The organism is Streptomyces sp. NPDC048057 (assembly GCF_040653095.1).
Classification (GTDB): Bacteria; Actinomycetota; Actinomycetes; order Streptomycetales; family Streptomycetaceae; genus Streptomyces.
This window is the reverse complement of the sequence record NZ_JBEZNF010000052.1, coordinates 1-21,129: the sequence shown is the minus strand read 5'-3', so window position 1 is coordinate 21,129 and position 21,129 is coordinate 1. Positions and strand designations below refer to the sequence as shown.

General features: G+C 68.8%; 15 protein-coding genes. 14 read left to right on the top strand and 1 reads right to left on the bottom strand.

The features are described from left to right. Positions 1-10: 10 nt before the first annotated feature. The 3 genes from AB0E05_RS35355 to AB0E05_RS35345 are packed head-to-tail and all read left to right on the top strand — an operon-like array spanning position 11 to position 2,168. Positions 11-238, top strand: a complete 228-nt coding sequence (locus AB0E05_RS35355) for an acyl carrier protein (RefSeq protein WP_361971498.1) — start codon at positions 11-13, stop codon at positions 236-238. Continuing rightward, on the top strand, positions 235-1,026 hold the full coding sequence (locus tag AB0E05_RS35350; RefSeq protein WP_361971495.1) for a 2-oxo acid dehydrogenase subunit E2: 792 nt from the start codon (positions 235-237) through the stop codon (positions 1,024-1,026). Before AB0E05_RS35355 ends, AB0E05_RS35350 begins: the two co-directional genes overlap by 4 nt. A gap of 17 nt (positions 1,027-1,043) precedes the next feature. Beyond that, positions 1,044-2,168: an alpha/beta fold hydrolase gene (locus tag AB0E05_RS35345; protein ID WP_361971493.1), complete on the top strand. Its 1,125-nt coding sequence runs from the start codon at positions 1,044-1,046 to the stop codon at positions 2,166-2,168. 126 nt (positions 2,169-2,294) lie between these two features. Here AB0E05_RS35345 and AB0E05_RS35340 read toward each other — a convergent pair whose 3' ends face one another. Further along, positions 2,295-2,867: a TetR/AcrR family transcriptional regulator gene (locus AB0E05_RS35340; protein WP_361971491.1), complete on the bottom strand. Its 573-nt coding sequence runs from the start codon at positions 2,865-2,867 to the stop codon at positions 2,295-2,297. A gap of 157 nt (positions 2,868-3,024) precedes the next feature. Here AB0E05_RS35340 and AB0E05_RS35335 point away from each other — a divergent pair, with 157 nt between their 5' ends. The 11 genes from AB0E05_RS35335 to AB0E05_RS35285 form a co-directional block, all read left to right on the top strand. Next, on the top strand, positions 3,025-4,482 hold the full coding sequence (locus AB0E05_RS35335) for a DHA2 family efflux MFS transporter permease subunit (protein WP_361971489.1): 1,458 nt from the start codon (positions 3,025-3,027) through the stop codon (positions 4,480-4,482). 86 nt (positions 4,483-4,568) lie between these two features. Continuing rightward, positions 4,569-5,612, top strand: coding sequence for an LLM class flavin-dependent oxidoreductase (locus AB0E05_RS35330; RefSeq protein ID WP_361971487.1), 1,044 nt, complete (start codon positions 4,569-4,571; stop codon positions 5,610-5,612). Between the two features lie 58 nt (positions 5,613-5,670). Continuing rightward, the gene (locus tag AB0E05_RS35325; protein ID WP_361971485.1) at positions 5,671-7,305 is read left to right on the top strand and encodes an ABC transporter substrate-binding protein; all 1,635 of its coding nucleotides are present in this window, start codon (positions 5,671-5,673) and stop codon (positions 7,303-7,305) included. Then, positions 7,305-8,255 (top strand): ABC transporter permease, encoded by a 951-nt coding sequence (locus tag AB0E05_RS35320; RefSeq protein WP_361971483.1) that lies wholly within the window; start codon positions 7,305-7,307, stop codon positions 8,253-8,255. The genes AB0E05_RS35325 and AB0E05_RS35320 overlap by 1 nt, the downstream gene beginning before the upstream one ends. A gap of 119 nt (positions 8,256-8,374) precedes the next feature. After that, complete coding sequence (locus AB0E05_RS35315; protein ID WP_361971481.1) at positions 8,375-9,154, top strand: ABC transporter permease; 780 nt, start codon at positions 8,375-8,377, stop codon at positions 9,152-9,154. Positions 9,155-9,201: 47 nt separating this feature from the next. Beyond that, on the top strand, positions 9,202-10,839 hold the full coding sequence (locus AB0E05_RS35310; protein WP_361971479.1) for an ABC transporter ATP-binding protein: 1,638 nt from the start codon (positions 9,202-9,204) through the stop codon (positions 10,837-10,839). A gap of 156 nt (positions 10,840-10,995) precedes the next feature. Next, entirely contained in the window at positions 10,996-12,138 is a 1,143-nt protein-coding gene (locus AB0E05_RS35305; protein WP_361971477.1) for an acyltransferase, read from the top strand. After that, positions 12,135-13,361 (top strand): cytochrome P450, encoded by a 1,227-nt coding sequence (locus AB0E05_RS35300; RefSeq protein WP_361971475.1) that lies wholly within the window; start codon positions 12,135-12,137, stop codon positions 13,359-13,361. Before AB0E05_RS35305 ends, AB0E05_RS35300 begins: the two co-directional genes overlap by 4 nt. A 105-nt stretch (positions 13,362-13,466) precedes the next feature. Then, positions 13,467-13,658: a ferredoxin gene (locus AB0E05_RS35295; RefSeq protein WP_361971473.1), complete on the top strand. Its 192-nt coding sequence runs from the start codon at positions 13,467-13,469 to the stop codon at positions 13,656-13,658. A gap of 94 nt (positions 13,659-13,752) precedes the next feature. Beyond that, a complete protein-coding gene (locus AB0E05_RS35290) occupies positions 13,753-14,532 on the top strand; it encodes an oxidoreductase (protein WP_361971471.1) in 780 nt (259 codons plus the stop codon). A 364-nt stretch (positions 14,533-14,896) separates the two neighbouring features. Continuing rightward, positions 14,897-21,129: type I polyketide synthase (locus AB0E05_RS35285; RefSeq protein WP_361971469.1), on the top strand; the 6,233-nt coding region annotated here is incomplete at its 3' end.

Here is a 21,129-nt window from a genome sequence, read left to right as displayed (position 1 = left end):
GGACACCCTTATGAAGAACGTCGACGACTTCCTCGTGCTGCTGCGTGACGAACTCGCCCTACCCGTCACAGCCACGGACCTCGGTCGAGGTCTGGACACCGTGGAAGCCTGGGACTCGGTGCACATGCTTGCACTGTGCACCCTCCTGGAGCGTGAGACCGGACGCTCGATGCCGCTCTCCGAGGTGCTGGAGGCGCCAAGCCTGGAGGCCGTCTACCAGTTGGCGATGGCGTCGTGAGCGCGCCGCTCACCACACCACAGCCCAACTCCGCACCGCTCCCCAGGGAGCGTCGCCACACCCTGTTCTTCCTGGAGGTCATCCGGGACTGCTCTCCGGTCTTCCTGGATACCGAGGTGGACATGACCCAGGTGCTCGCCCACAGGAAGGCGGCGAGAGAGGACGGAGGGACGCATTATGCGACGACCGCATACGTCCTCCGTGCCGCCGGGCGAGTACTGGCGAAGCACCCTGAGGCCAACGCCGCGGTGCAGGGCAGCCGACGGCCGCGGATCGCGCACTATCCGTACGTCAACGGAAAGCTGACGCTGGATCGGATGCTCGGAGGCCGACGGGTGGTGCTCGGCACGGTCGTCCCCGACCTCCACGTCGCGGAACTCGACGCCATCCAGCGACATCTCGAACGAGTCAGGGACGGTGACCCGCAGGAGCTGCCGGACTTCGCGGCCGTACGGGCCCTGCACCGGGCACCGTGGGCACGTGGCCGGTCCAGGTTCCGCAAGGCGGCCCGCTCTCTCGCGTTGCGTCCGCATCTGACCGGCACCTTCGCCGTCACCTCGCTGGGGCACCGGGCCGTCGATTCCTTCCACTCGGTGGGCGGTACGACCACGACCTTCGGGGTCGGGCGGATCACAGACCGGGCTGTGGCCCGGGACGGGCGGCTGACGGTGGCACCGGTGCTGAGGCTGAGTCTCTCCTTCGACCATCGGGTGATCGACGGGGCGGAGGCCGCTGATGTCCTGACCGAGGTGAAGGAAGCGCTGGAGAACGTCCACCAGGACCGGTAGGTGCGAAAGGAGAGACGATGAACGATCTCGCGGAACTCAAGAACTTCGTCGTAGCGCACGTCAGATCGCAGAATCTGCGGCCTGACCACTACGACCCGCTGCTTGCCCGTATCCGCAACGACGACGACGGCGCAGCCGGGTCGTGGGTGCGGGAGTGGAGCGAGGAAGCGTCCCGGCTGGAGGACCAGGGCAAGCCACTGGAGGCGAGTGCCCACTACAACATGGCGCGCTTCCCGTTCGTGGACGGCTCGGCAAGACAACAAGCACTGGATCGCTGTATCGCGGCGTTCGACTGCTGGCGTACGTCATTCCCGGCCATCGGGCGGCTCGATGTGGAGCTGCCCGAAGGCCGGGTGCGCTGTTGGACGGCCGGGCTGGACGCGGCTGCCCCCAAACCTCTGCTGGTGATGATGGGAGGCATCGTCTCGATCAAGGAACAGTGGGCGCCCGTTCTGCCCCAGCTCGCCGAGTTGGGGTTCGCGGGCGTTGTCACCGAGATGCCCGGCGTCGGCGAGAACTCCACGGTGTACGGGCCGGACAGCCAGCGGATGCTGTCGGCCGTGCTCGACGCGGTCGGGGAACGCGCGGACACCGCACGCAGCTATGCGCTGGCACTGAGTTTCAGCGGCCATCTGGCGCTGCGCTGCGCGCTGCGCGACGACCGGATCAAGGGAGTGGTCAGCGCCGGAGCGCCGCTGCATCACTTCTTCACCGACCGCGACTGGCAGCGGCGTGTACCCCAGGTCACCACCGACACTCTCGCCCACCTCACCGGCATGGCCCCGGACGAGGTCTACCGACACATTCGCGGCTGGGCCTTGTCCGAGAAGGAGCTGGCGGCACTGCGCGCACCTGTGGCGCATGTGACCAGTCTGCGTGACGAGATCGTTCCCCCCAGTGACGCGCGGCTGCTGCGCGAGCGGGTGCGCGGGGTTCGGCTGCTGGCCCATGACGACGTGCACGGCTCACCGTCGCACTTCGCGCAGACCAGGCTGTGGACGCTGCTGTCGGTCCTGCGCATGAGGGGTGGTCACGCAGAGCAGCGGGCCGCGCTGACCCGGGAGTTCGCCCGGCTGCGATACCGCTCCAAGGGGGCGGACGAATCCCGGGCAGAGGCAGTCCACGCGGCGACCGGTACGTGAGGAAGCGGAGGCGCTGACCGTCGCTGCCGCCCGCGCGGCTGGTCTCCTTCCGCACCGGCCGCGCGGGAGCCGTCCCTCACTGGGCCCGGCACACTCACAGGGTCGGCCGGCCCCTCTCTCGTCAGTTCACGTGAACGCCCGCAGGAAGGTGTCGACGCCGTCCGCCACGACCCTGTCAACCGCCTCCTGATCCAGCGGGCGGGTGCCGTAAGCGCTCATCCGCGGCAACTCGTCGTAGACCAGGGCGATGAACTGGTGGGCGGCGCGTACCGGGTCATCGATGGACAGATGCCCGGCGTTGGCCAACCGGGCGAGCCGACCGGCCAGCGCCTCGATGAACTGGTCGGGGCCGCTCGCCCGTACCTCGTCGAACAGGTCGGGGAAGCGCACGATCTCCGCGTACAGCAGCCTGCGGACCGCCTCGGACTGCTCGTCACGGTAGCAGTCGACCAACTTGCGGGCGACCGCCTCCAGGCTGGTACGCAGGTCAGCCTTACCAGTCGGGAAGGACTCCAGAGCGGCCAGCGCCTTGCTGTTGTCCTTGGCCGCCGACTCGGTCAGGACATGGCGGAAGAGATTCTCCTTCGATCCCAGGTGGTTGTAGATCGTGGGCTTGGCGACCCCCGCCTCGGCCGCGATCGCGTCGATGCTCGCCTGCACGTAGCCGACCTGCGAGAAGACCTGCAGGGCGGCTTCCACGATCGCCCGACGCTTGTCCAGTCGGCCCCGTTCTACCGAGGGAGTTCCGCTTCGTTTCGCGGGATCGCCAGCAATCATGCCGCCATGCTACCATCCCAACAACAGAATTGAACTACCTAGTTCAATCTTAGTAGATATAGGGTTCAAAGGAGTTTCCGTGTCCGTAAATCAAGCGGAGGAGAGCGCCCCCGCACGCATCGACGCCGCGCTGCTCACCGTCGTCGGCGTGATGGTGCTCGGCGGGATGATGTCCTACCTGGACGCGACGATCGTCAACGTCGGAATCAGTACGCTCGGCGGAGAGTTCAACGCCCCGCTCGCGACTATCGAATGGGTCACCACCGGGTACCTGCTCGCGGTCGCCTTCGCGATCCCGCTCGCTTCCTGGGCCACCGTCCGCTTCGGTGCCAAGCGGATGTGGCTCCTCGGGCTGACGCTCTTCCTCGCCGGCTCGACTCTGTGCGCCTTCGCCTGGAACGCCGAAAGCCTCATCGTGTTCCGCGTTCTCCAGGGCCTCGGCGGTGGCATGGTCGACCCGATCATGATGACGGTGGTGGCACGCGCCGCCGGGCCGAAGCGGATCGGCCGCGTGATGGGGCTGATCTCGCTCCCCATCACTCTCGGCCCCGTCGTCGGACCCATCGTCGGCGGACTGCTCCTGGAACAGCTCTCCTGGGAGTGGCTGTTCCTGGTGAACATCCCCTTCGCACTCGCCGCCATGATCCTCGCGGTCTACGTGCTGCCCGCCGACCCGCCTCGCGACGACACCCCGGCGCCGCTGGACGCCCTCGGTGTGCTGCTGCTCTGCCCCGGCTTCGCCGCGCTCGTCTTCGCACTGTCCCAGGCAGGCGGTAGCGGAATCAGCAGCCCCCAGGTCCTCATGGGACTGATCGGCGGCCTTCTCCTCTTCACCGGCTACGGCGTGCACGCGCTGCGCACCACCAAGACCCCTCTGCTGGACCTGCGGCTCTTCTCCAACAAGGGATTCACCGCTAGCGTGACCATCATGTTCCTGCTGGGCGGCGGCCTGTTCTCGCTGCTCTTCCTGCTGCCGCTCTACTACCAGGACGTGCACGGGCATTCCGTGCTGGAATCCGGTCTGCTACTGGCGCCGCTTGGACTCGGCACCCTGATCGGCATGCCAGTGGCCGGCAGGCTCGCGGACACCTACGGCGCCAAGCGGCTCGTCCCGACCGGAGCCCTACTCATCGCCGCTGGCTCGCTGGTACTCACCCAGTCCGGGCCGGACACCTCGCAAGTACCGCTCACCTTCGCCCAGTTCGCGGCCGGATTCGGGATGGGCCTGGTGGGCGCACCGACGATGGGTTCTGCCTACCGCACCGTCCCCAGCGACGCGGTGGGCAATGCCACGGGCGCGATCTTCATCCTCAACCAGATCGGCGCTTCTCTCGGCATCGCCGTCGTCGTAATGATCCTCCAGGGCAACGGCAAGCACGCCGCACCGACAGCCCAGTCCTTCAGCAACTCCTTCTGGTGGACATTCTCCGCTGCCCTGGTGGTGTTTCTGACCGCACTGCTCCTGCCCGGCAAACCCCGCCCCACCCCGTCCGACACCCCGGCCCCGCACGACGACCTGGTGCCCGACCGGACCTGACCAAGGCGGCGGCCCCGACACGGGGCACTCTCCCGCCCGCCCTCTACACCGCCGGGCACCGCCCGGTCCCTGCCAAAGGAGTCCGCATGGCCGGATCCGCCGATGTCCCCCTGTCTGTACTTGATGTGGTTCCCGTCTTCGAGGACGGCACGGCGACCGAAGCGCTGCGGGACACCGTCGCCTTCGCGCCCAAGATCGAGGAACTCGGCTACCTCCGCTACTGGGTCGCCGAGCACCACAACATCCCGAGCCTGGCCACCTCCGCCCCCGCCATCCTCGTCGGGGAGCTCGCCGCGGTCACCAGCACGCTGCGCGTCGGATCCGGCGGCGTACTACTGCCCAACCACCCCCCGCTCGTGGTCTCCGAACAGTTCGGCACCCTGGAGGCTCTGCACCCCGGCCGGATCGACCTGGGCCTGGGGCGAGCCTCCGGCACCGACCCGATCACCGCCCGCGCACTGCGCCGCGTGCCGGATGGCACCGACGACGACTTCCCTTCCCGCATAAGGGAGTTGAGCAGCTACTTCGCACCTGGCACCCCCTCCACCGGCATCACCGCTGTCCCGGCCGAGGACAGCAGACCCGACCTGTGGGTCCTGGGGTCGAGCCCGTCCAGCGCACAGCTGGCGGGCGCGCTCGGACTGCCGTACGCCTTCGCCCATCAGATCAATCCGCACGCGACCGCCACCGCGCTCGACCACTACCGCGCAGACTTCCGCCCCTCGGCCCAGCTCGACCGTCCACGTAGTGCGATCTCCGTCCTCACCACCGTGGCCGACACCGACGAGGCTGCATGGCGGATGGCCTCTCCCTACCTGCTCGGCAAACTGCGGATGCAGGCGGTCCAGCGCTTCGACGCCTTCCCCTCCCAGAGAACGTCCGCCGCGCACTCATACAGCTCCACGGAACACGCCTTCCTCCAAGACCTCGCCGAACCCCAGCTCATCGGCGGGCCGCAGACCGTACACGACAAACTCACGGCTCTCCTCCAGCGCACCGGCGCCGACGAGGTGATGGCGCTGACGATCGTCCCCGACCAGGAGGACCGGCTGCGCTCCTTCACCCTCCTCGCAGAAGCTGCCGCCGGGGCGCGGCCCGCATCCGCCGAGGGCGCTTCAGCGCGGCTTTAGAACCGCCGGTGAGAATGCCTCCGGCCTCGCTACACCACCACGCGCAGCCGGAGCAGAAATGGTCTCGTGTCGCACCATCCGACGAGCCGCAGCACCACCCGCCCTCGTCGCGCTCGCCCTCGTCGCCGTCACCGCGTGCGGCTCCGGAGGTGGCATCGGAAGCCGGCCGCGCGACGGTGGCGGCCTCACCTACGCCGAGAGTCAGGAGCCCGGCTGCTGGGATCCGCACAGCAGTTCCGAGGACAGCACTGCCTTCGTGCAACGCCCGGTCTTCGACTCACTGGTCCACCAGACGTCGGACGGTGCGCTGGAGCCATGGCTGGCCGCCTCGTGGCGGATCCACGAGGGCGGCAGCGCCTACACCTTCACGTTGCGCCGCGATGTGACCTTCCACGACGGTTCTCGGCTGAACGCCGCCGCAGTCAAAGCCAATTTCGACCACATCACCGCCAAGTCCACCCGCTCCCAGTACGCGGCGGGGCTACTTGGCCCCTATAAGGGCACCACGGTGGAGGGCACCTACCGGGTCGTCGTCCGCTTCAGCCGACCGTTCGAACCGTTCCTCCAGGCCGCCAGCACGACCTACCTGGGCATCGCCTCACCCGCCTCGCTGAAGGCAGGTCAGGCGGCGCTGTGCGCGGGCACCGACTCGGTCGGCTCCGGCCCGTTCGAGGCCGGACGCTACGTCCGAGGGCAGCAGCGCAGCTACACGAGATACTCCCGCTACGCCTGGCCTCCAAAGAGCGCGGGCCACCCCGGCCCGGCCCGGCTGAGTTCCCTGACGATCCGCTTCATCACCGACGACACCACTCGCATGGGTGCGCTCACTTCGGACCAGGTGGACGCCGTGTCAGCGATACCGCCCCAGCAGGTCGATGTCCTCAGCAAGAACGCGCAGCTTAAAACGGTCAGTAGAGCGATACCCGGGGCCGTCAACGCCTTTCACCTCAACACCAGGAGCCGGCTCTTCTCCGACCCACGCGTGCGCAAGGCGTTCCAGCGCGCGATCGACTTCAGCACGCTTACCAAGGCGCTCTTCCAAGGTGCCACCCCTCGCGCCTGGGCTCCACTCTCGCCCACCACTCCGAACGGATACGTGCCCGACCAGAACGGGCACCAGGCGTACGACCCGCGGCACGCGGCACTTCTGCTGGACGAAGCGGGCTGGACGGGCCGGGACAACGAGGGGTACCGGACCAAGGGCGGAGAGCGACTCACTGTGGTCGCCCCGGTGTTCGGTACGGCCGCCCTCTTCACGCAGGCGGTTCAGGGCGCTTTGAAACAAGCCGGCATCGATCTCGAACTCGCTGAGTCCACCGACGCCGCGGAGGTCTCCACCCGGTTGAGCCAAGGGCGGTACGACGTGGTGCAGACCTCCTGGGCACGCGGCGACGCTGACGTCCTCAGCCAGTTCTTCCTGTCCACCGCGACTCCGGCGAACGGCGGACGCAACTTCTCAGCGATCAGCGATCCTCGAATCGACGCCTGGCTCAAGGCCGCGCAGAGCATGCGCTCGACGGAGCGGCGGACGCTGTACTACGCGAAAATCCAGCAGCGGGTCCTCGACGAGGCGGTCGTGGTGCCCGCCTACATCACCACCGGGTCGGTGGCCCACAGCAAGCGGGTGCACGGACTCCGGCTGGGTATCTCGGCGTGGCCCGAGTTCCATGAGGTGTGGGTGGAGGACCGCTGATGGCGGCAGCCGTACGCCTCCTCGCGCGCCGGGTCGCGGCAGCCGTCCTGGTCCTCTGGGGTGCGGCCAGCTGCGCCTTCTTCGTACTCCGGCTCGTCCCGGGTGACCCGGTGAACGCCATCGTCGGCAACGATTCCATGATGGGAGCGGAGCAACGGGAAGCGGTCCGCCGCCAGTACGGCCTGGACCAGTCCTTGTTCGATCAGTACCTGGGATACCTGCACCACCTCATACGCGGCGACCTCGGCGATTCCTACCAGCTCCAGCAGCCTGTCTCCTCCTTGCTGGCGCATCAGCTCCCTCCCACCGCCGAACTCGCCTTCTGGACCGCGCTGTCAGCGGTCCTGACAGCGGTGATCGTGACGGTCCTGACTTCCGGCCGGTCGAACCGACCACGCCATATCAGCGCGGCGGTGGAACTCGTCGCCATCTCCACCCCTTCCTTCTGGATGGGGACCATGCTGCTGACAGTCTTCTCCTTCCGGCTGGGCTGGCTTCCCATATCGGACAGCGGCGATGGACGTTCGCTGATCCTCCCGGTGGCCACGCTGGCCCTGCCGATGGCCGCACTGCTCACCCAGGTGATGCGCGAGGGGTTACTCACGGCCATGAAGGAGCCCTTCGTACTGTCGGCCCGCTCCCGAGGTCTGGCCGAGCACACGGTTCGGTCACGGCATGCGCTGCGGCACGCCGCGCTCCCCGCTCTGACACTCGCAGGCTGGTTCACCGGCAACCTGCTCGGCGGAGTGGTGGTCGTCGAGAGCGTCTTCGCCAGAGCCGGTATCGGACGCATCGCGCTCCAGGCGGTCCGAGACCGCGATCTGCCCGTCGTGCAAGGCGTGGTGCTGCTCTCCGCTGTGGTGTTCGTCGTCATCAACGCGGTGGTGGAGATGCTGTACGCGGCCGTGGACCCCCGGCTACGTCGGGGGACGGGAGTGCAGACCACATGACGTCCGTACGGAACCGGGCACCACTCAGACGGTGGTGCCCGCCCGGCCCGATGGCGCGGAGCCGGTCGCGTCGACCGCACCGGCCGACGGGCAGCCTGCGCCCCGTTGTTCTCCTCGCCGTGGTCTTCCTGGTACTCGTCGTGCTGTTCGCGCTCTTCCCTGCCTTCTTCACCAATGGCGACCCGGCCGACACCGATCCCGTGCACGCCTTCGAACCGCCGAGCGCCCAGCACTTGTTCGGAACCGACCAACTCGGCCGCGACGTGCTCACCCGGAGCGTGTACGGCACCCGCTACTCCCTCGCCATCGGCATCGCTGCCACCGTCGTCGCGATGGTGGCAGCGACGGTATGGGGACTGGCGGCCGCCTTGCTGGGTCGGTTCGCCGACGCTGTCCTGATGCGCATCGCCGATGTACTCCTCGCGCTGCCCGGCATCCTGCTGGCGCTCATGGTGATCCTCATCATGGACAAGGGCGCCCTGGGCACCACGGCGGCAGTGGCCGCCGGCACCGCTCCGGGACTCGCTCGGGTCGTCAGGGCCCAGGCGCTGGTGGTGCGAAGGTCCGGCTATGTCGAATCGGCGGTCGGGCTCGGTGTACGCGGATCGCTGACAGTGCTGCGACACATCCTGCCGAACACACTGGGCCCGGTGCTCGTGCTGGCCCCAGTCTCCCTCGGCACGTCCATATCCGCCGGTGCCGCCCTGAGCTACCTGGGCCTCGGCCTCCAGCCGCCGACCCCTGAATGGGGAGTAATGTTGACCGAAAGTCAAGCATATCTCCAACAAGGCTGGTGGACAGCACTCTTCCCCGGCCTGCTGCTGCTGGCCACAATCCTCGCCGTCACCGTGGTCGGCGGACTCACTGAGGGCCATGCGAAGGGGCAGGCGTTCTCATGACAGCCGCCTCGAACCGGACGGACACGTCTCCTCTCCCACTGTTGGACGTGGCGGGGCTGAATGTCCGCCTCAACGGCGGCGCCACGCTCGTCCACGCCGTACAGGACGCCTCGATCCAGCTGCACGCAGGGCGTTGCCTGGCCCTCGTCGGCGAGTCCGGCTCGGGCAAGTCCGTGCTCGCCCGCTCCCTGTTGGGGCTCGCCGGGCCGGACGCGACGATCACGGCCGACCGGTTCCAGATCGCCGGGTACGACGCCCGGCGCTTCGGACCCCGCGATTGGCGTGCCGTCCGGGGGCGGCGGATCGGACTCGTCGCCCAGGACGCCCTGGGCGCCCTCGACCCGCTGCGCCCTGTCGGCCGCGAGATAGCCGAGCCGCTGCTCGTGCACCGTGTCGTGCCGAGGCGGGAGGTAGAAGCCCAGATGCTGAAACTGCTGGAGCGGGTCGGAATGCCGGAACCCAGGACCCGGGCGAGGAACCATCCGCACCAGTTGTCGGGTGGGCAGCGGCAGCGAGCCCTGATCGCCTCAGCGCTGGCCGCTGCACCCGACATGCTGATCGCCGATGAACCAACCACGGCGCTGGACACCCTTGTCCAGGCACACATCCTGCGGCTCCTGGGCGAGCTGACCCGCAGCGGCACGGCGCTGCTGCTGATCTCGCACGATCTCGCGATGGTCGAGGCTCTGGCGGACGAGGTCGCGGTGGTACAGAACGGGCGGATCGTGGAGTCCGGACCGGCGACGCGCGTACTGGAAGCCCCCCGCCATGTCTGTACCAAGAAGCTGCTGGCGGCCACCACGGGCGCCCAGCATCGCGCCGCACTGCCACCCGGCCCTGCGGCACACGGTGCGCCGCTGCTCCAAGTCACGGAGGTGGTGCGGACCTTCCAGGAGTCCAAGGGCGTGCGCAGGAAGGCCGTGGACGGAGTGTCGTTCAGCTTGCGCGACGGGGAGGCGCTGGGCCTGGTCGGGGAGTCCGGGTCCGGCAAGTCCACTCTCGCCCGACTGGTGCTGGGCCTGCTGGAGCCGGACTCGGGCGCCGTGCGGCTCGCCGGCGAGCCCTGGAGCGCGCTGCCCGAGCGCGACCGACGTCCCCGGCGGCACACGCTGCAACTCGTGCCGCAGGACCCGCTCAGCTCCTTCGACCCCCGTTGGTCGGTGGCCCGCATCATCGGCGAGGCGCTGGCCGCGACCGGAAAACCCCGCCGGGACCATCCGGCTCTCACGCTGGCTCTGCTGGAGCGGGTGGGCCTCTCCCCGGAGCGTCTGACGTGCTCCCCGCGGACCCTGTCCGGCGGGCAGCGCCAACGGGTGGCACTGGCCCGTGCACTGGCCCCCGGGCCGCGTCTGCTGGTGTGCGACGAGCCAGTGTCCGCGCTGGACGCCATCGCGCAGAGTCAAGTGCTCGATCTGTTACGGGAGTTACGGATCGGTCTGGGTCTCGCGACGCTCTTCGTCTCGCACGACCTGACCGCGCTGCGGGGAGTGTGCGAGCGCGTGATGGTGATGAAGGACGGGCGAATCATCGAATCCGGCCCGGTGACGGAGGTCTTCGCCGCGCCCCGTCACCCGTACACCCGTGCGCTGCTGGAGGCGGTGCCCCAGCGACTCCGAGCGGTCCGGCACCCGAGCGCCGTGCTCAATCCCACGGATACGGCCGAGCCTGCACAAGGACAGCTTTAGATCCAGCCAACCCCAGGCTGCGAACCTCGCCCCGCCAGGTCCGTTCAAGCCGGGGGATCCGCCGTGCCTCAACCACCGCAAGCACCCGCCGTTTCTACCACCATCCAGGAGACGGCTCCGCGCACTCCTCTCACCAAGCTGCCCTCCCTCACGGGGATGCGCTTCGTCGCCGCGCTGCTCGTGTTCGCCTTCCATGTCACCTTCCCGCAGACCGGGTTCTACGGCGGGGAAGCGGGCGACCTGCTCGGCACCCTGGCGGCAAAGGCCGGCTTCTACGGCGTGTGCTTCTTCTTCATCCTCAGCGGATTCGTACTGACCTGGTCCGCGAGGGCCGACGACACCGCCCCACGCGTCTGGCGCCGCCGCCTGGTGAAGATATTCCCGAACCACATCGTGACGCTCGTACTGGCGGCCCTGCTGATGCTCGCCGTGTCACAACCGATCCCTGTCTGGAGGGCGCTGACCAACCTCTTCCTCGTACAGACCTGGGCACCGGACATGGCCACCGTCAACTCGATGAACACGGTGAGCTGGTCACTCGCGTGCGAGATGTTCTTCTATCTGTGCTTCCCGCTGTTGCTCCGGATGCTCAACGCTCTTCCGGCACACCGCCTGTGGCCTGCCGCGGGGGTCGTCGCTGTCCTCGCGCTCACGCTGCCGTTCGTCGGCCAGTTCCTCATCAGCGACCAGCCGAACCTTCCCTTCATCGGCGACGGCTCGCTCTCCTTCCAGCAGGTATGGTCCGTCTACTTCTTTCCGCCGGCTCGTGCGCTGGAATTCGTTCTGGGCATGGTCATCGCTCGGATCGTCCAGACCGGACGCTGGCCACAGCTTGGGCTCGCGCCCTCGGTCCTCATCGCGGCCGCCGGGTACGCGGTGGCGTCCAACGTTCCCTATCTGTTCAGTATCGCGGGAGCTGCCGCACTGTGGCTGGTACCGCTGGTGGCCTCCGGTGCCGTCGCGGACCTGCGCGGTCACCGCTCCTTCTTCCGCGACCGGACCCTGGTCCGGCTCGGCGAACTCTCTTTCGCGTTCTACATGGTTCACGCCTTGGTAGTCGAGTACGGGCACCGGTTGATCGGCCGGAGCGAGGTCTGGTCGCTGCTGCCCGGCACCGGTCTGAGCCTGGCCGCCCTCGCTCTCAGCCTCGTCCTCGCCCACGTCCTGTTCACCTGGGTGGAGACCCCTCTCGCGCGACGCTTCAGCACCCCCCGACGACGGTCGGCTGGACCACCGCCGGCCGCCCCGCCCGCCCGGCCGGTGACGGCCGGTCCCGGACCCTTGGAGCCCAACGAATGACCGACACGACCGACGTGCCTCGCCCTCTGCCTCCGGACGATGTCCCCGAGTACCCGCAGCAACGCAACTGCCCCTATCGCCCGCCCGCCGGATACGACCGCTACACCGAGGACGGGCCGGTGTCGCTGGTGCGGCTCTACAACGGCCGCCAAGTGTGGGCAGTGAGCGGGCACGCCGAGGCACGGCAAGTGTTGCTGGACGCGGCCACCTACTCGTCCAACCGTGTCCACCCGAACTACCCGGCCACCGCGCCCCGCTTCGAATCGGCCCGGAAAGTACGCAACTTCATCGGGATGGACCCACCAGAACACACCGTCCAGCGCAAGATGCTGCTGACCAGCTTCACGGTGAAAAAGGTGGCGGCACTGCGGCCGAGTATCCAGAGCGTCGTAGACGAGCTCATCGACTCCTTCGAGGCCAAAGGCCCGGTGGTGGATCTGGTGCCGGAATTCGCGCTGCCGGTGCCGTCCATCGTGATCTGCCGACTGCTCGGAGTCCCGTACAGCGACCACGGCTTCTTCGAGGAGCAGTCACGGCGCGTCGTCACCGGCAGCACCAGTCTTGAGGACAGCGCGGACGCGTTCGCCAGCCTAAGCCGCTACCTCGGTGAGCTGATCCGCGCCAAAGAGAGCAGCCCCGGCGACGGGTTGCTGGATACCCTCATCGAGGAGCAGGTCAAGCCGGGCGCGTTGACCCACAGGGAACTCGTGGACATCGCGCTGCTACTGCTCGTCGCGGGGCACGAGACGACGGCCAGCGCCATCGCGCTCGGGGTGCTGACCCTACTGGAGAACCCCGAACAACTCGCGGCGCTGCGCGCTGATGCCGCCCTGTTGCCCACCGCCGTCGAGGAGCTGCTGCGCTTCACCGCGATCGCGGACGGGGTGGCCCGCTTCGCCACCACCGACACCGAGCTCGGGGGCCACCGGATACGGGCGGGCGACGGGCTCATCGTCGTGATCTCCACGGCCAACCGGGACGAGCGGGCGTTCGGTGACGGGGCAGGCTTCGACGCGGCGCGTGGCGCCCGCCACCACATCTCCTTCGGCCACGGAGTTCACCAGTGCATCGGGCAGAACCTGGCCAGGGCGGAGATGGAGATCGCCCTGAGCACCCTGCTGCGCCGACTGCCGGGGCTGCGGCTCGCCGTACCGACCGACCGGTTGCCGGTCAAGGAGGCCGGTGGGGTCCAAGGAATCTGGGAGCTCCCCGTCACATGGTAAGGCGCCCTCCACGCCGCAGTGCCACCACCGCACACGCCCGCGCGTGCGAGTACCGGAAGGAACGCCCGTCCCACCGAACACCCCGAGACCGAGAGGGAATTGACCATGCGCATCAGCGCCGACAGCGACCGCTGCCTGGGGGCGGGGCAATGTGTGCTCTCCGCACCGGACCACTTCGACCAGTCCGACGAAGGGACGGTGGTCGTTCTGGCCGACACGGCGGCCGAAGGGGACAGGCAGCGGCTGGAGGAGACCGTGTCGCTCTGCCCCTCGCAGGCGATCGCCGTGGAGGACTGACAGCCGGAACCGGCAGCGAGGCACCGTCCACGGCAGCGGGACCGCTACCAACCGTTCGCATCACACACTCTGCATTGAATTGAAGGGATCGAAGATGGACCTGGAACTCAAGGGCCGGACGGCACTGGTCACCGGTGGTAGCCAAGGCATCGGGCTGGCCATCACCCGCACCCTGGTCGCCGAGGGCATGCGGGTGGTCGCAGCCTCACGCTCCTCCTCCTCCGAGCTGTCCGACCTGGACGCGGTGCACTTCCCGGTAGACCTCACAGAGGCGGACGGCCCAGCTCGCTGCGTGGACTTCACAGTGGGTGAACTCGGCGGTCTGGACGTGCTGGTGAACAACATTGGCGGTGGCGGCACGATGAAGGGCGGTTTCGAGGCCATCGATGTCTCGGACTGGGAGACGACCTTCGCTCTGAACTTCTTCGCCACGGTCCGCGTCACACGGGCCGCGCTGCCCAGTCTTCGGGAGGAGGGCGGCGGCAGCGTCGTGAACATCTCCTCGGTAGGCGGGCGCGTCCCCAAGATCACTTATGACTACTGCGCGGCCAAGGCGGCTCTGAACAGTCTCACCAAAGCACTGGCCGAGGAGTACGCGAGCAAGGGCGTGCGGTTCAACACCATCACGCCAGGCGTGACACGAACCCCCGCGTTCGAAGCCGCGTTCGAAGACATGGCGGCGAGCCAGGGCCCAGGAGAGGACGGGGACTCCGATCCCTTGCAGACGCTTCTCTCCCAGCTCGGCATATCGACGGGCCGGTTGATCGAGCCGACAGAGATCGCCGCGGTTGCCGCCTTCCTCGCGTCTCACCAGGCGGACAGCATCACCGGCTCCGATCTGGTCGTGGACGGCGGGATGATCAAGACGCTCTAGGACAGTTCGCGGCGTCTGTCGCCGTACGAGAACGCGCCCCGGGACACGGGTGGCACACCGCGCGGTGTGCCCCAGCTCCAGTGACACACCCCGCGCGGTGTGTCGCCTTCCACGGCGACGCACGCTCCAGGTGGTGCGGCCCCTGCCCGAGGCCGCACCACCGTCGTGTGTCGCCGTCCCTGCACGCTCCAGGTGGTGCGGAACCGGACGACAGTATCGATTTAGACCGCACAAAGGCTCCACTTAGCAGGGCTGTCAATGCTTGCCGCAGGCAGACACCCACCAGCCTGCGCGAGGCGAGGCAGGAACCGCGACACTGCCTTCGCTGCCGTGTCGTCCTCAACGAGGGAGCCAGTAGCCAGCGATGCTCAACGACCACACCACTGCCGACGACAAGTCCACGTGCCCCAGCACCCTCAACGGTCCTGGTGACCGTTCTGAGGATCCGCCCCAGTCGGTACCCGCGCTCGGGGGCCCCGTTGCCGTCATCGGACTCGCTTGTCGGCTGCCCAAGGCGCCGGACGTCGCGGCCTTCGAACGGCTACTGGCCCGGGGAGAGCACGCGGTGGGCGAGCCACCCGCCGACCGGTGGGCGGGGGACGCACCGCGCTTCGGCGCCTTCCTCGACGAGGTTGACCGCTTCGACGCCGCCTTCTTCGGAGTCTCGCCCCGCGAGGCCACGGCCATGGACCCGCAGCAACGGCTGATGCTCGAGCTCGGCTGGGAGGCGCTGGAAGAGGCGAGGATCGTCCCCGCCCGGCTGGCGGGCAGTCGTACCGCAGTCTTCGCGAGCGCCATCTGGGACGACTACGCGGCCCTGCATCATCGACACGGCGGGTCCCCGGGCCGATACGCGGTCACCGGCCTGCACCGCAGTCTCCTCGCCAACCGGCTCTCCTACGCCCTCGGTCTGACAGGGCCCAGCATGACGGTGGACACCGGGCAGTCCTCCTCGCTGGTCGCGGTACACCTGGCGTGCGAGAGCCTGCGGCGCGGCGAGGCGGATCTCGCGGTGGTCGGCGGTGTGAACTTGATCCTCTCCCCGGACAGCAGCGAGCGCAGCGCACGATTCGGCGCGTTGTCCCCGGACGGCCGCTGCTTCACCTTCGACGCACGTGCCAACGGCTATGTCCGGGGCGAGGGCGGCGCGGCGGTCGTCCTGAAGCCGCTGGAACGCGCGCGCGCCGACGGTGACCGGGTGCACTGCGTGATCCTCGGCAGCGCGGTCAACAACGACGGCGCCTCCCAGGGGCTGACCGTGCCGGATCGTGCCGCGCAGGAGTCAGTGGTACGGGCCGCTCACGCGCGCGCGGGAACCTCCACCCGGTCCGTCGGCTATGTGGAACTGCACGGCACCGGGACCCCGGTGGGCGATCCGGTCGAAGCCGCTGCACTGGGCGCCGTGCTCGGGCGCGGTCGCCCTACCGGTTCTCCACTGCTGGTCGGCTCGGCCAAGACGAACGTGGGCCATCTGGAGGGCGCGGCCGGGCTGGTGGGCCTGGTGAAGACGGCACTGAGCATCGCGCGACGCAGGCTGCCGGCGAGCCTCAACTTCCGTTCGCCACATCCGGACATCCCGCTGGAGGAGTTGGGTCTGCGGGTGGTGACGGAGGAGACCCCTTGGCCAGTGCCCGCCGAGGGGCAGGGTACCGACAGCGAGTTGGTCGCCGGGGTCAGCTCGTTCGGTATGGGCGGCACCAATTGCCATGTCGTACTGGGCAGTCCGGCGGACCAGGCGCAACCGGAGCCATCCGGCGATGACAGCAGGGAGTCCCGCGGCCCGGTTCTCTGGCCGGTTTCCGGCCGGGGACAGGCCGCGCTGCGCGAGCAGGCCACGCGGCTGTTGGAGCACCTCGGCTCGGCGGAGGGCGCGGCCACGCATCCGGCGGACACGGCGGTTTCGCTGGCCACCACGCGTACGCACTTCGATCGCCGGGCTGTGGTGCTGGGGAACGACCGGGACGAGGCACTGGAAGCACTCGAAGCACTCACACAAGGACGCGACCACCCCGCCCTCATCCAAGCCACCACACCCCACACTCCCCGCACCGCCTTCCTCTTCACCGGCCAAGGCAGCCAACACCCCCAAATGGGCCGCGAACTCTACGACACCTACCCCCACTTCGCCCACGCCCTCGACAACACCTGCGCAGCCCTCGACCCCCACCTCCCACACCCACTCCGCGACATCATCTTCGCCACCCCCAACAGCAAACAAGCCACACTCCTCAACCAAACCCAATACACCCAACCCGCCCTCTTCGCCCTCGAAACCGCCCTCTACCACCTCCTCACCCACTGGGGCATCCACCCCCACTACCTCACCGGCCACTCCATCGGCGAACTCACCGCCGCCCACACCGCAGGCGTCCTCACCCTCACCGACGCCGCCACCCTCGTCACCACCCGCGCCCGACTCATGCAAACCGCCCCCACCCACGGCACCATGATCGCCATCCAAGCCACCGAAGAAGAAACCCTCCCCCTCCTCACCCCCCACATCACCATCGCCGCCATCAACACCCCCCACTCACTCGTCATCTCCGGCGACACCGACGAAGCCCTCCACCTCGCCCACACCCTCAACACCCAGGGCCGCAAAACCAAACAACTCACCGTCAGCCACGCCTTCCACTCCCCCCACATGGACCCCATCCTCAACGAATTCCACCAAACCGCCGCCACCCTCACCTACCACCCACCCCACACCCCCATCATCAGCAACCTCACCGGCACCCTCGCCACCACCCAACAACTCACCGACCCCACCTACTGGACCCAACACATCCGCCAACCCGTCCGCTTCCACGACACCATCCAAACCCTCCACCACCACCACACCACCACCCTCATCGAACTCGGCCCCGACACCGCACTCACAGCACTTGTCCCCGGAACGGTGCCCGTTCTGCGCAAGGGGCGCTCCGAAGTCAAGACGATCTCCACCGCCCTCGCCACCGCCTACGCCCAGGGTGCGGAGCCGGACCGCGAGGCACTGCTCGGCCGCCCCGGCGCGGCAGTCGACCTCCCCACGTACGGCTTCCAACGGCAGCGCTATTGGATGCTGCCGCCGTCCCGGAACACGGATCCAGCGGCGCTCGGACTGGAAACGGCCGGACACCCCGTCCTCGGCGCCTCCGTCGAACTCGCCGAGGACGGCGGAATGCTACTCACCGGGATGCTCTCGCCCGACACCCAGCGCTGGACCGCGGATCACGAAATTCTCGGAACGGTGCTGCTGCCCGGCACCGCCTTCCTCGAACTCGCTCTGAAGGCCGGCGAGTACGCCGACACACCGCGCGTCGAGGAACTCACCCTGGAGGCGCCGCTGACCTTGTCGGCGGACGCCGGACCGCTCAACCTCCAATTGTCCGTCGGCCCCGCCGCACCGGACGGCACCCGCACTTGCGTAGTGCACTCACGCCCGATACGGGAACGCGGCGAGTGGCGGCGCCACGCTGCCGGGCTGCTCAGCCCGGCGTCAGAGGCAGCGGCTCACCCCACGACGGAGGCGGCGGCGTGGCCGCCGAGCGGCGCCGAGCCGATCGCGCCGGACACTCTCTACTCCCGGCTGAGCGACCTCGGTTACTCCTACGGACCGAGCTTCCAGGGAGTGCTTTCGGCCTGGCGGCAGGGCGAGGAGCTGTTCGCGGAACTCTCCCTCCCCGAAGAGCTCCGAAGCACGAACGGCAACGCCGACCGCGTCGGTGACTTCCTGCTGCATCCCGCGCTTCTCGACGCGGCCCTGCACCCGCTGGTCATGCGCGAGGCCACGGACGCCGACCGGCCGCTGCCGTTCGTCTGGTCGGGTGTTGAGCTGTGGGCCACCGGCGCCCGCGTCCTCCGGGCGCGGTGGGCGTCGGCGACAGGCAACGGCACATCGCTGAGCGCTTGGGACGAGGCGGGGCAGCCGGTACTCACAGCCGAGTCCCTCGTCCTGCGCCCACTGGCTCCGGAGTCCTTCAGCACGCACGGCCCGACAGGACATCTGCACCGCGTCTCATGGCGGACACCGGCAGCGCCAGAACCGACACCGACCGCGGAAAGCGGCGGGCCGGTCGCGCCCGAGACCGGCTCGCTTCCGCAGGACACGGTGCTCGCGCTCGACGACTGCGCGGTGCGAGCACTCATGGAAGACGCGGACGACGACCACGCCGTGCCGTCCCTGGTCGCCGTGCCGGTGCCCGCCGGCCGCCACGCGGCGGCGTTCACACTGCGCCTGATACGTGAGTGGCTGGACGACGAGAGGTCGGTCAACGCCCGGTTGATGTTCCTCACGCGCGGTGCGGTGGCCGCCGTCGAAGGCGATGCTGTCACCGACCCGTGGTCGAGTGCCGTGTGGGGACTGGTGCGCTCAGCTCGCGCGGAGCACCCGGCGAGGTTCGCTGTGGCCGATCTTGACGGTACGGAACCAGCGCCGTCCCCTGACGCCGACGCCCTCACGGTCCTCTCACTCCTCGCCCCGTACGCCGCCGCGGAACCGGAGCTCGCCGTGCGAGCGGGCAGCCCGCTCGTTCCCCGGCTCGTACGAGTCACGCCCACGCCCGAACCTGACGTGCCCACGCCGCCGATCTCCGCGCTCCCCTCCCGGTACTCCGACCGCACCGTCCTCGTCACCGGGGGCACCGGCGGGCTCGGCCGCCACGTCATCCGGCATCTCGTCGAACGCTACGGCGCCAGGCATCTGTTGCTGCTCAGCCGCAGTGGCGAACAAGCCCCGGGAGCCACCGTGCTGGCCGACGACATGGCAGAGCTGGGGGTGGAGATCCGTTTCGTCTCCTGTGACGCCGCCGACCGCGACGCTCTCGCCCGTGCCCTGGACACGGTCCCAGCCCGACACCCACTGGGCGCGGTGTTCCACCTCGCGGGCGTCCTGGACGACAGCACGGTGACCTCCCTCTCCACGGAGCGGCTGGACGGAGTGCTGCGCCCCAAAGCCGATACCGCCTTCCACCTGCACGAACTCACTCGTGAGCGGGCACCCAGACTGGACGCCTTCGTCCTCTTCTCCTCCATCACCGGCATCACCGGCGCCGCGGGCCAGGCGAACTACGCCGCTGCCAACGCCTATCTGGACGGCCTCGCCCAGGAGCGGCACTCCCTCGGCCTGCCGGCCACGTCCCTTGCCTGGGGACTGTGGGCGGAGGCAGACGGCATGGCGGGTGGCCTCGGTGCGGCGGACCAGGCACGCTGGTCGCGCTCCGGAATCACGCCACTGACGGTCCAGCCCTCGCTGGACCTGCTCGATGCCGCGCTGGCCGCGCCGGATGAGCCCGCATTGGTGCCCGTACGCGTCAACCCGGGGGCGCTCGGCATCCGGGCCAAGACGGAATCGCTGCCGCCCGTGTTGCACAGCCTGGCCCACGTACGCCGTCCGCGTGCCGGAGGCACCACCGAGCAGGGCGGCGCCGACGACTCCTGGGCCCGGCGGACAGCCGCGCTGCCCGCCTCTGAACAGCACCGCGCGGCGCTTGAGTTGGTACGGGCGGCGATAGCCGGGGTCCTCGGGCATGCTGCTCCCTCCACCATCGACGTCGGGCGTGCGTTCAAGGAACTGGGCTTCGACTCGCTCACCGGCGTCGAACTGCGTAACCGGCTCGGCACGGCCACCGGGCTCAAGCTGCCCGCCACGGCCGTCTTCGACCATCCCACCGCGGAAACTCTGAGCAGCTACCTGATCACCCTGCTGCCCGGTGCCGCGACCACGGACCGGCGCGGAGCTACGACCGTCATGACCAGGGAAGCCAACGCCGCCGATCCAGTGGTCATTGTTGGCATGGCCTGCCGCTACCCCGGCGGTGTCGCCTCGCCCAAGGACCTGTGGGAGCTGGTTGCCACCGGGACGGACGCGATCGGCCTGTTCCCCACCGATCGCGGCTGGGACCTGGACGCACTCTACGACCCAGATCCGGAGCGCATCGGGAAGAGCTATGCCCGCGAGGGCGGATTCCTCTATGAGGCGGGCGACTTCGACGCCGAGTTCTTCGGGATCAGCCCGCGCGAGGCGCTGGCGACCGACCCGCAGCAGCGACTGCTGCTGGAGACGGCGTGGGAGACCTTCGAACAGGCGGGCATCGACCCCGGTACGGTCCGAGGCAGCCGCACCGGGGTGTTCGCCGGGGTCATGTACAACGACTACGGGTCCGGACTCCTTCAGGCGCCGGAAGAGCTTGAGGGATATCTGCTCACCGGCAACACGTCGAGCGTCATCTCGGGCCGTCTCTCCTACACCTTCGACCTGGAGGGGCCTGCGGTCACGGTGGACACAGCCTGCTCGTCCTCGCTGGTCGCACTGCACCTGGCGATACGGTCACTGCGCAGCGGCGAATGCGACCTCGCACTCGCGGGCGGAGTGACAGTCATGGCCAGCCCCGCCACATTCGTAGAATTCAGCCGCCAACGAGGACTGTCACCCGACGGACGATGCAAAGCATTCGCCGCCTCAGCCGACGGCACCGGCTGGAGCGAAGGCGCCGGACTCCTCCTCGTCGAACGCCTCTCCGACGCCCGCCGCAACGGCCACCACATACTCGCCGTCATACGCGGCACCGCCATCAACCAGGACGGCGCCAGCAACGGCCTCACCGCACCCAACGG

Excerpts from the sequence above, each read along its gene's own strand:
- AB0E05_RS35355 (WP_361971498.1), top strand. The coding sequence starts at position 11 with ATGAAGAACGTCGACGACTTCCTCGTGCTGCTGCGTGACGAACTCGCC.
- AB0E05_RS35345 (WP_361971493.1), top strand. The coding sequence starts at position 1,044 with ATGAACGATCTCGCGGAACTCAAGAACTTCGTCGTAGCGCACGTCAGA.
- AB0E05_RS35330 (WP_361971487.1), top strand. The coding sequence starts at position 4,569 with ATGGCCGGATCCGCCGATGTCCCCCTGTCTGTACTTGATGTGGTTCCC.
- AB0E05_RS35325 (WP_361971485.1), top strand. The coding sequence starts at position 5,671 with ATGGTCTCGTGTCGCACCATCCGACGAGCCGCAGCACCACCCGCCCTC.
- AB0E05_RS35320 (WP_361971483.1), top strand. The coding sequence starts at position 7,305 with ATGGCGGCAGCCGTACGCCTCCTCGCGCGCCGGGTCGCGGCAGCCGTC.
- AB0E05_RS35305 (WP_361971477.1), top strand. The coding sequence starts at position 10,996 with ATGCGCTTCGTCGCCGCGCTGCTCGTGTTCGCCTTCCATGTCACCTTC.
- AB0E05_RS35300 (WP_361971475.1), top strand. The coding sequence starts at position 12,135 with ATGACCGACACGACCGACGTGCCTCGCCCTCTGCCTCCGGACGATGTC.
- AB0E05_RS35295 (WP_361971473.1), top strand. The coding sequence starts at position 13,467 with ATGCGCATCAGCGCCGACAGCGACCGCTGCCTGGGGGCGGGGCAATGT.
- AB0E05_RS35290 (WP_361971471.1), top strand. The coding sequence starts at position 13,753 with ATGGACCTGGAACTCAAGGGCCGGACGGCACTGGTCACCGGTGGTAGC.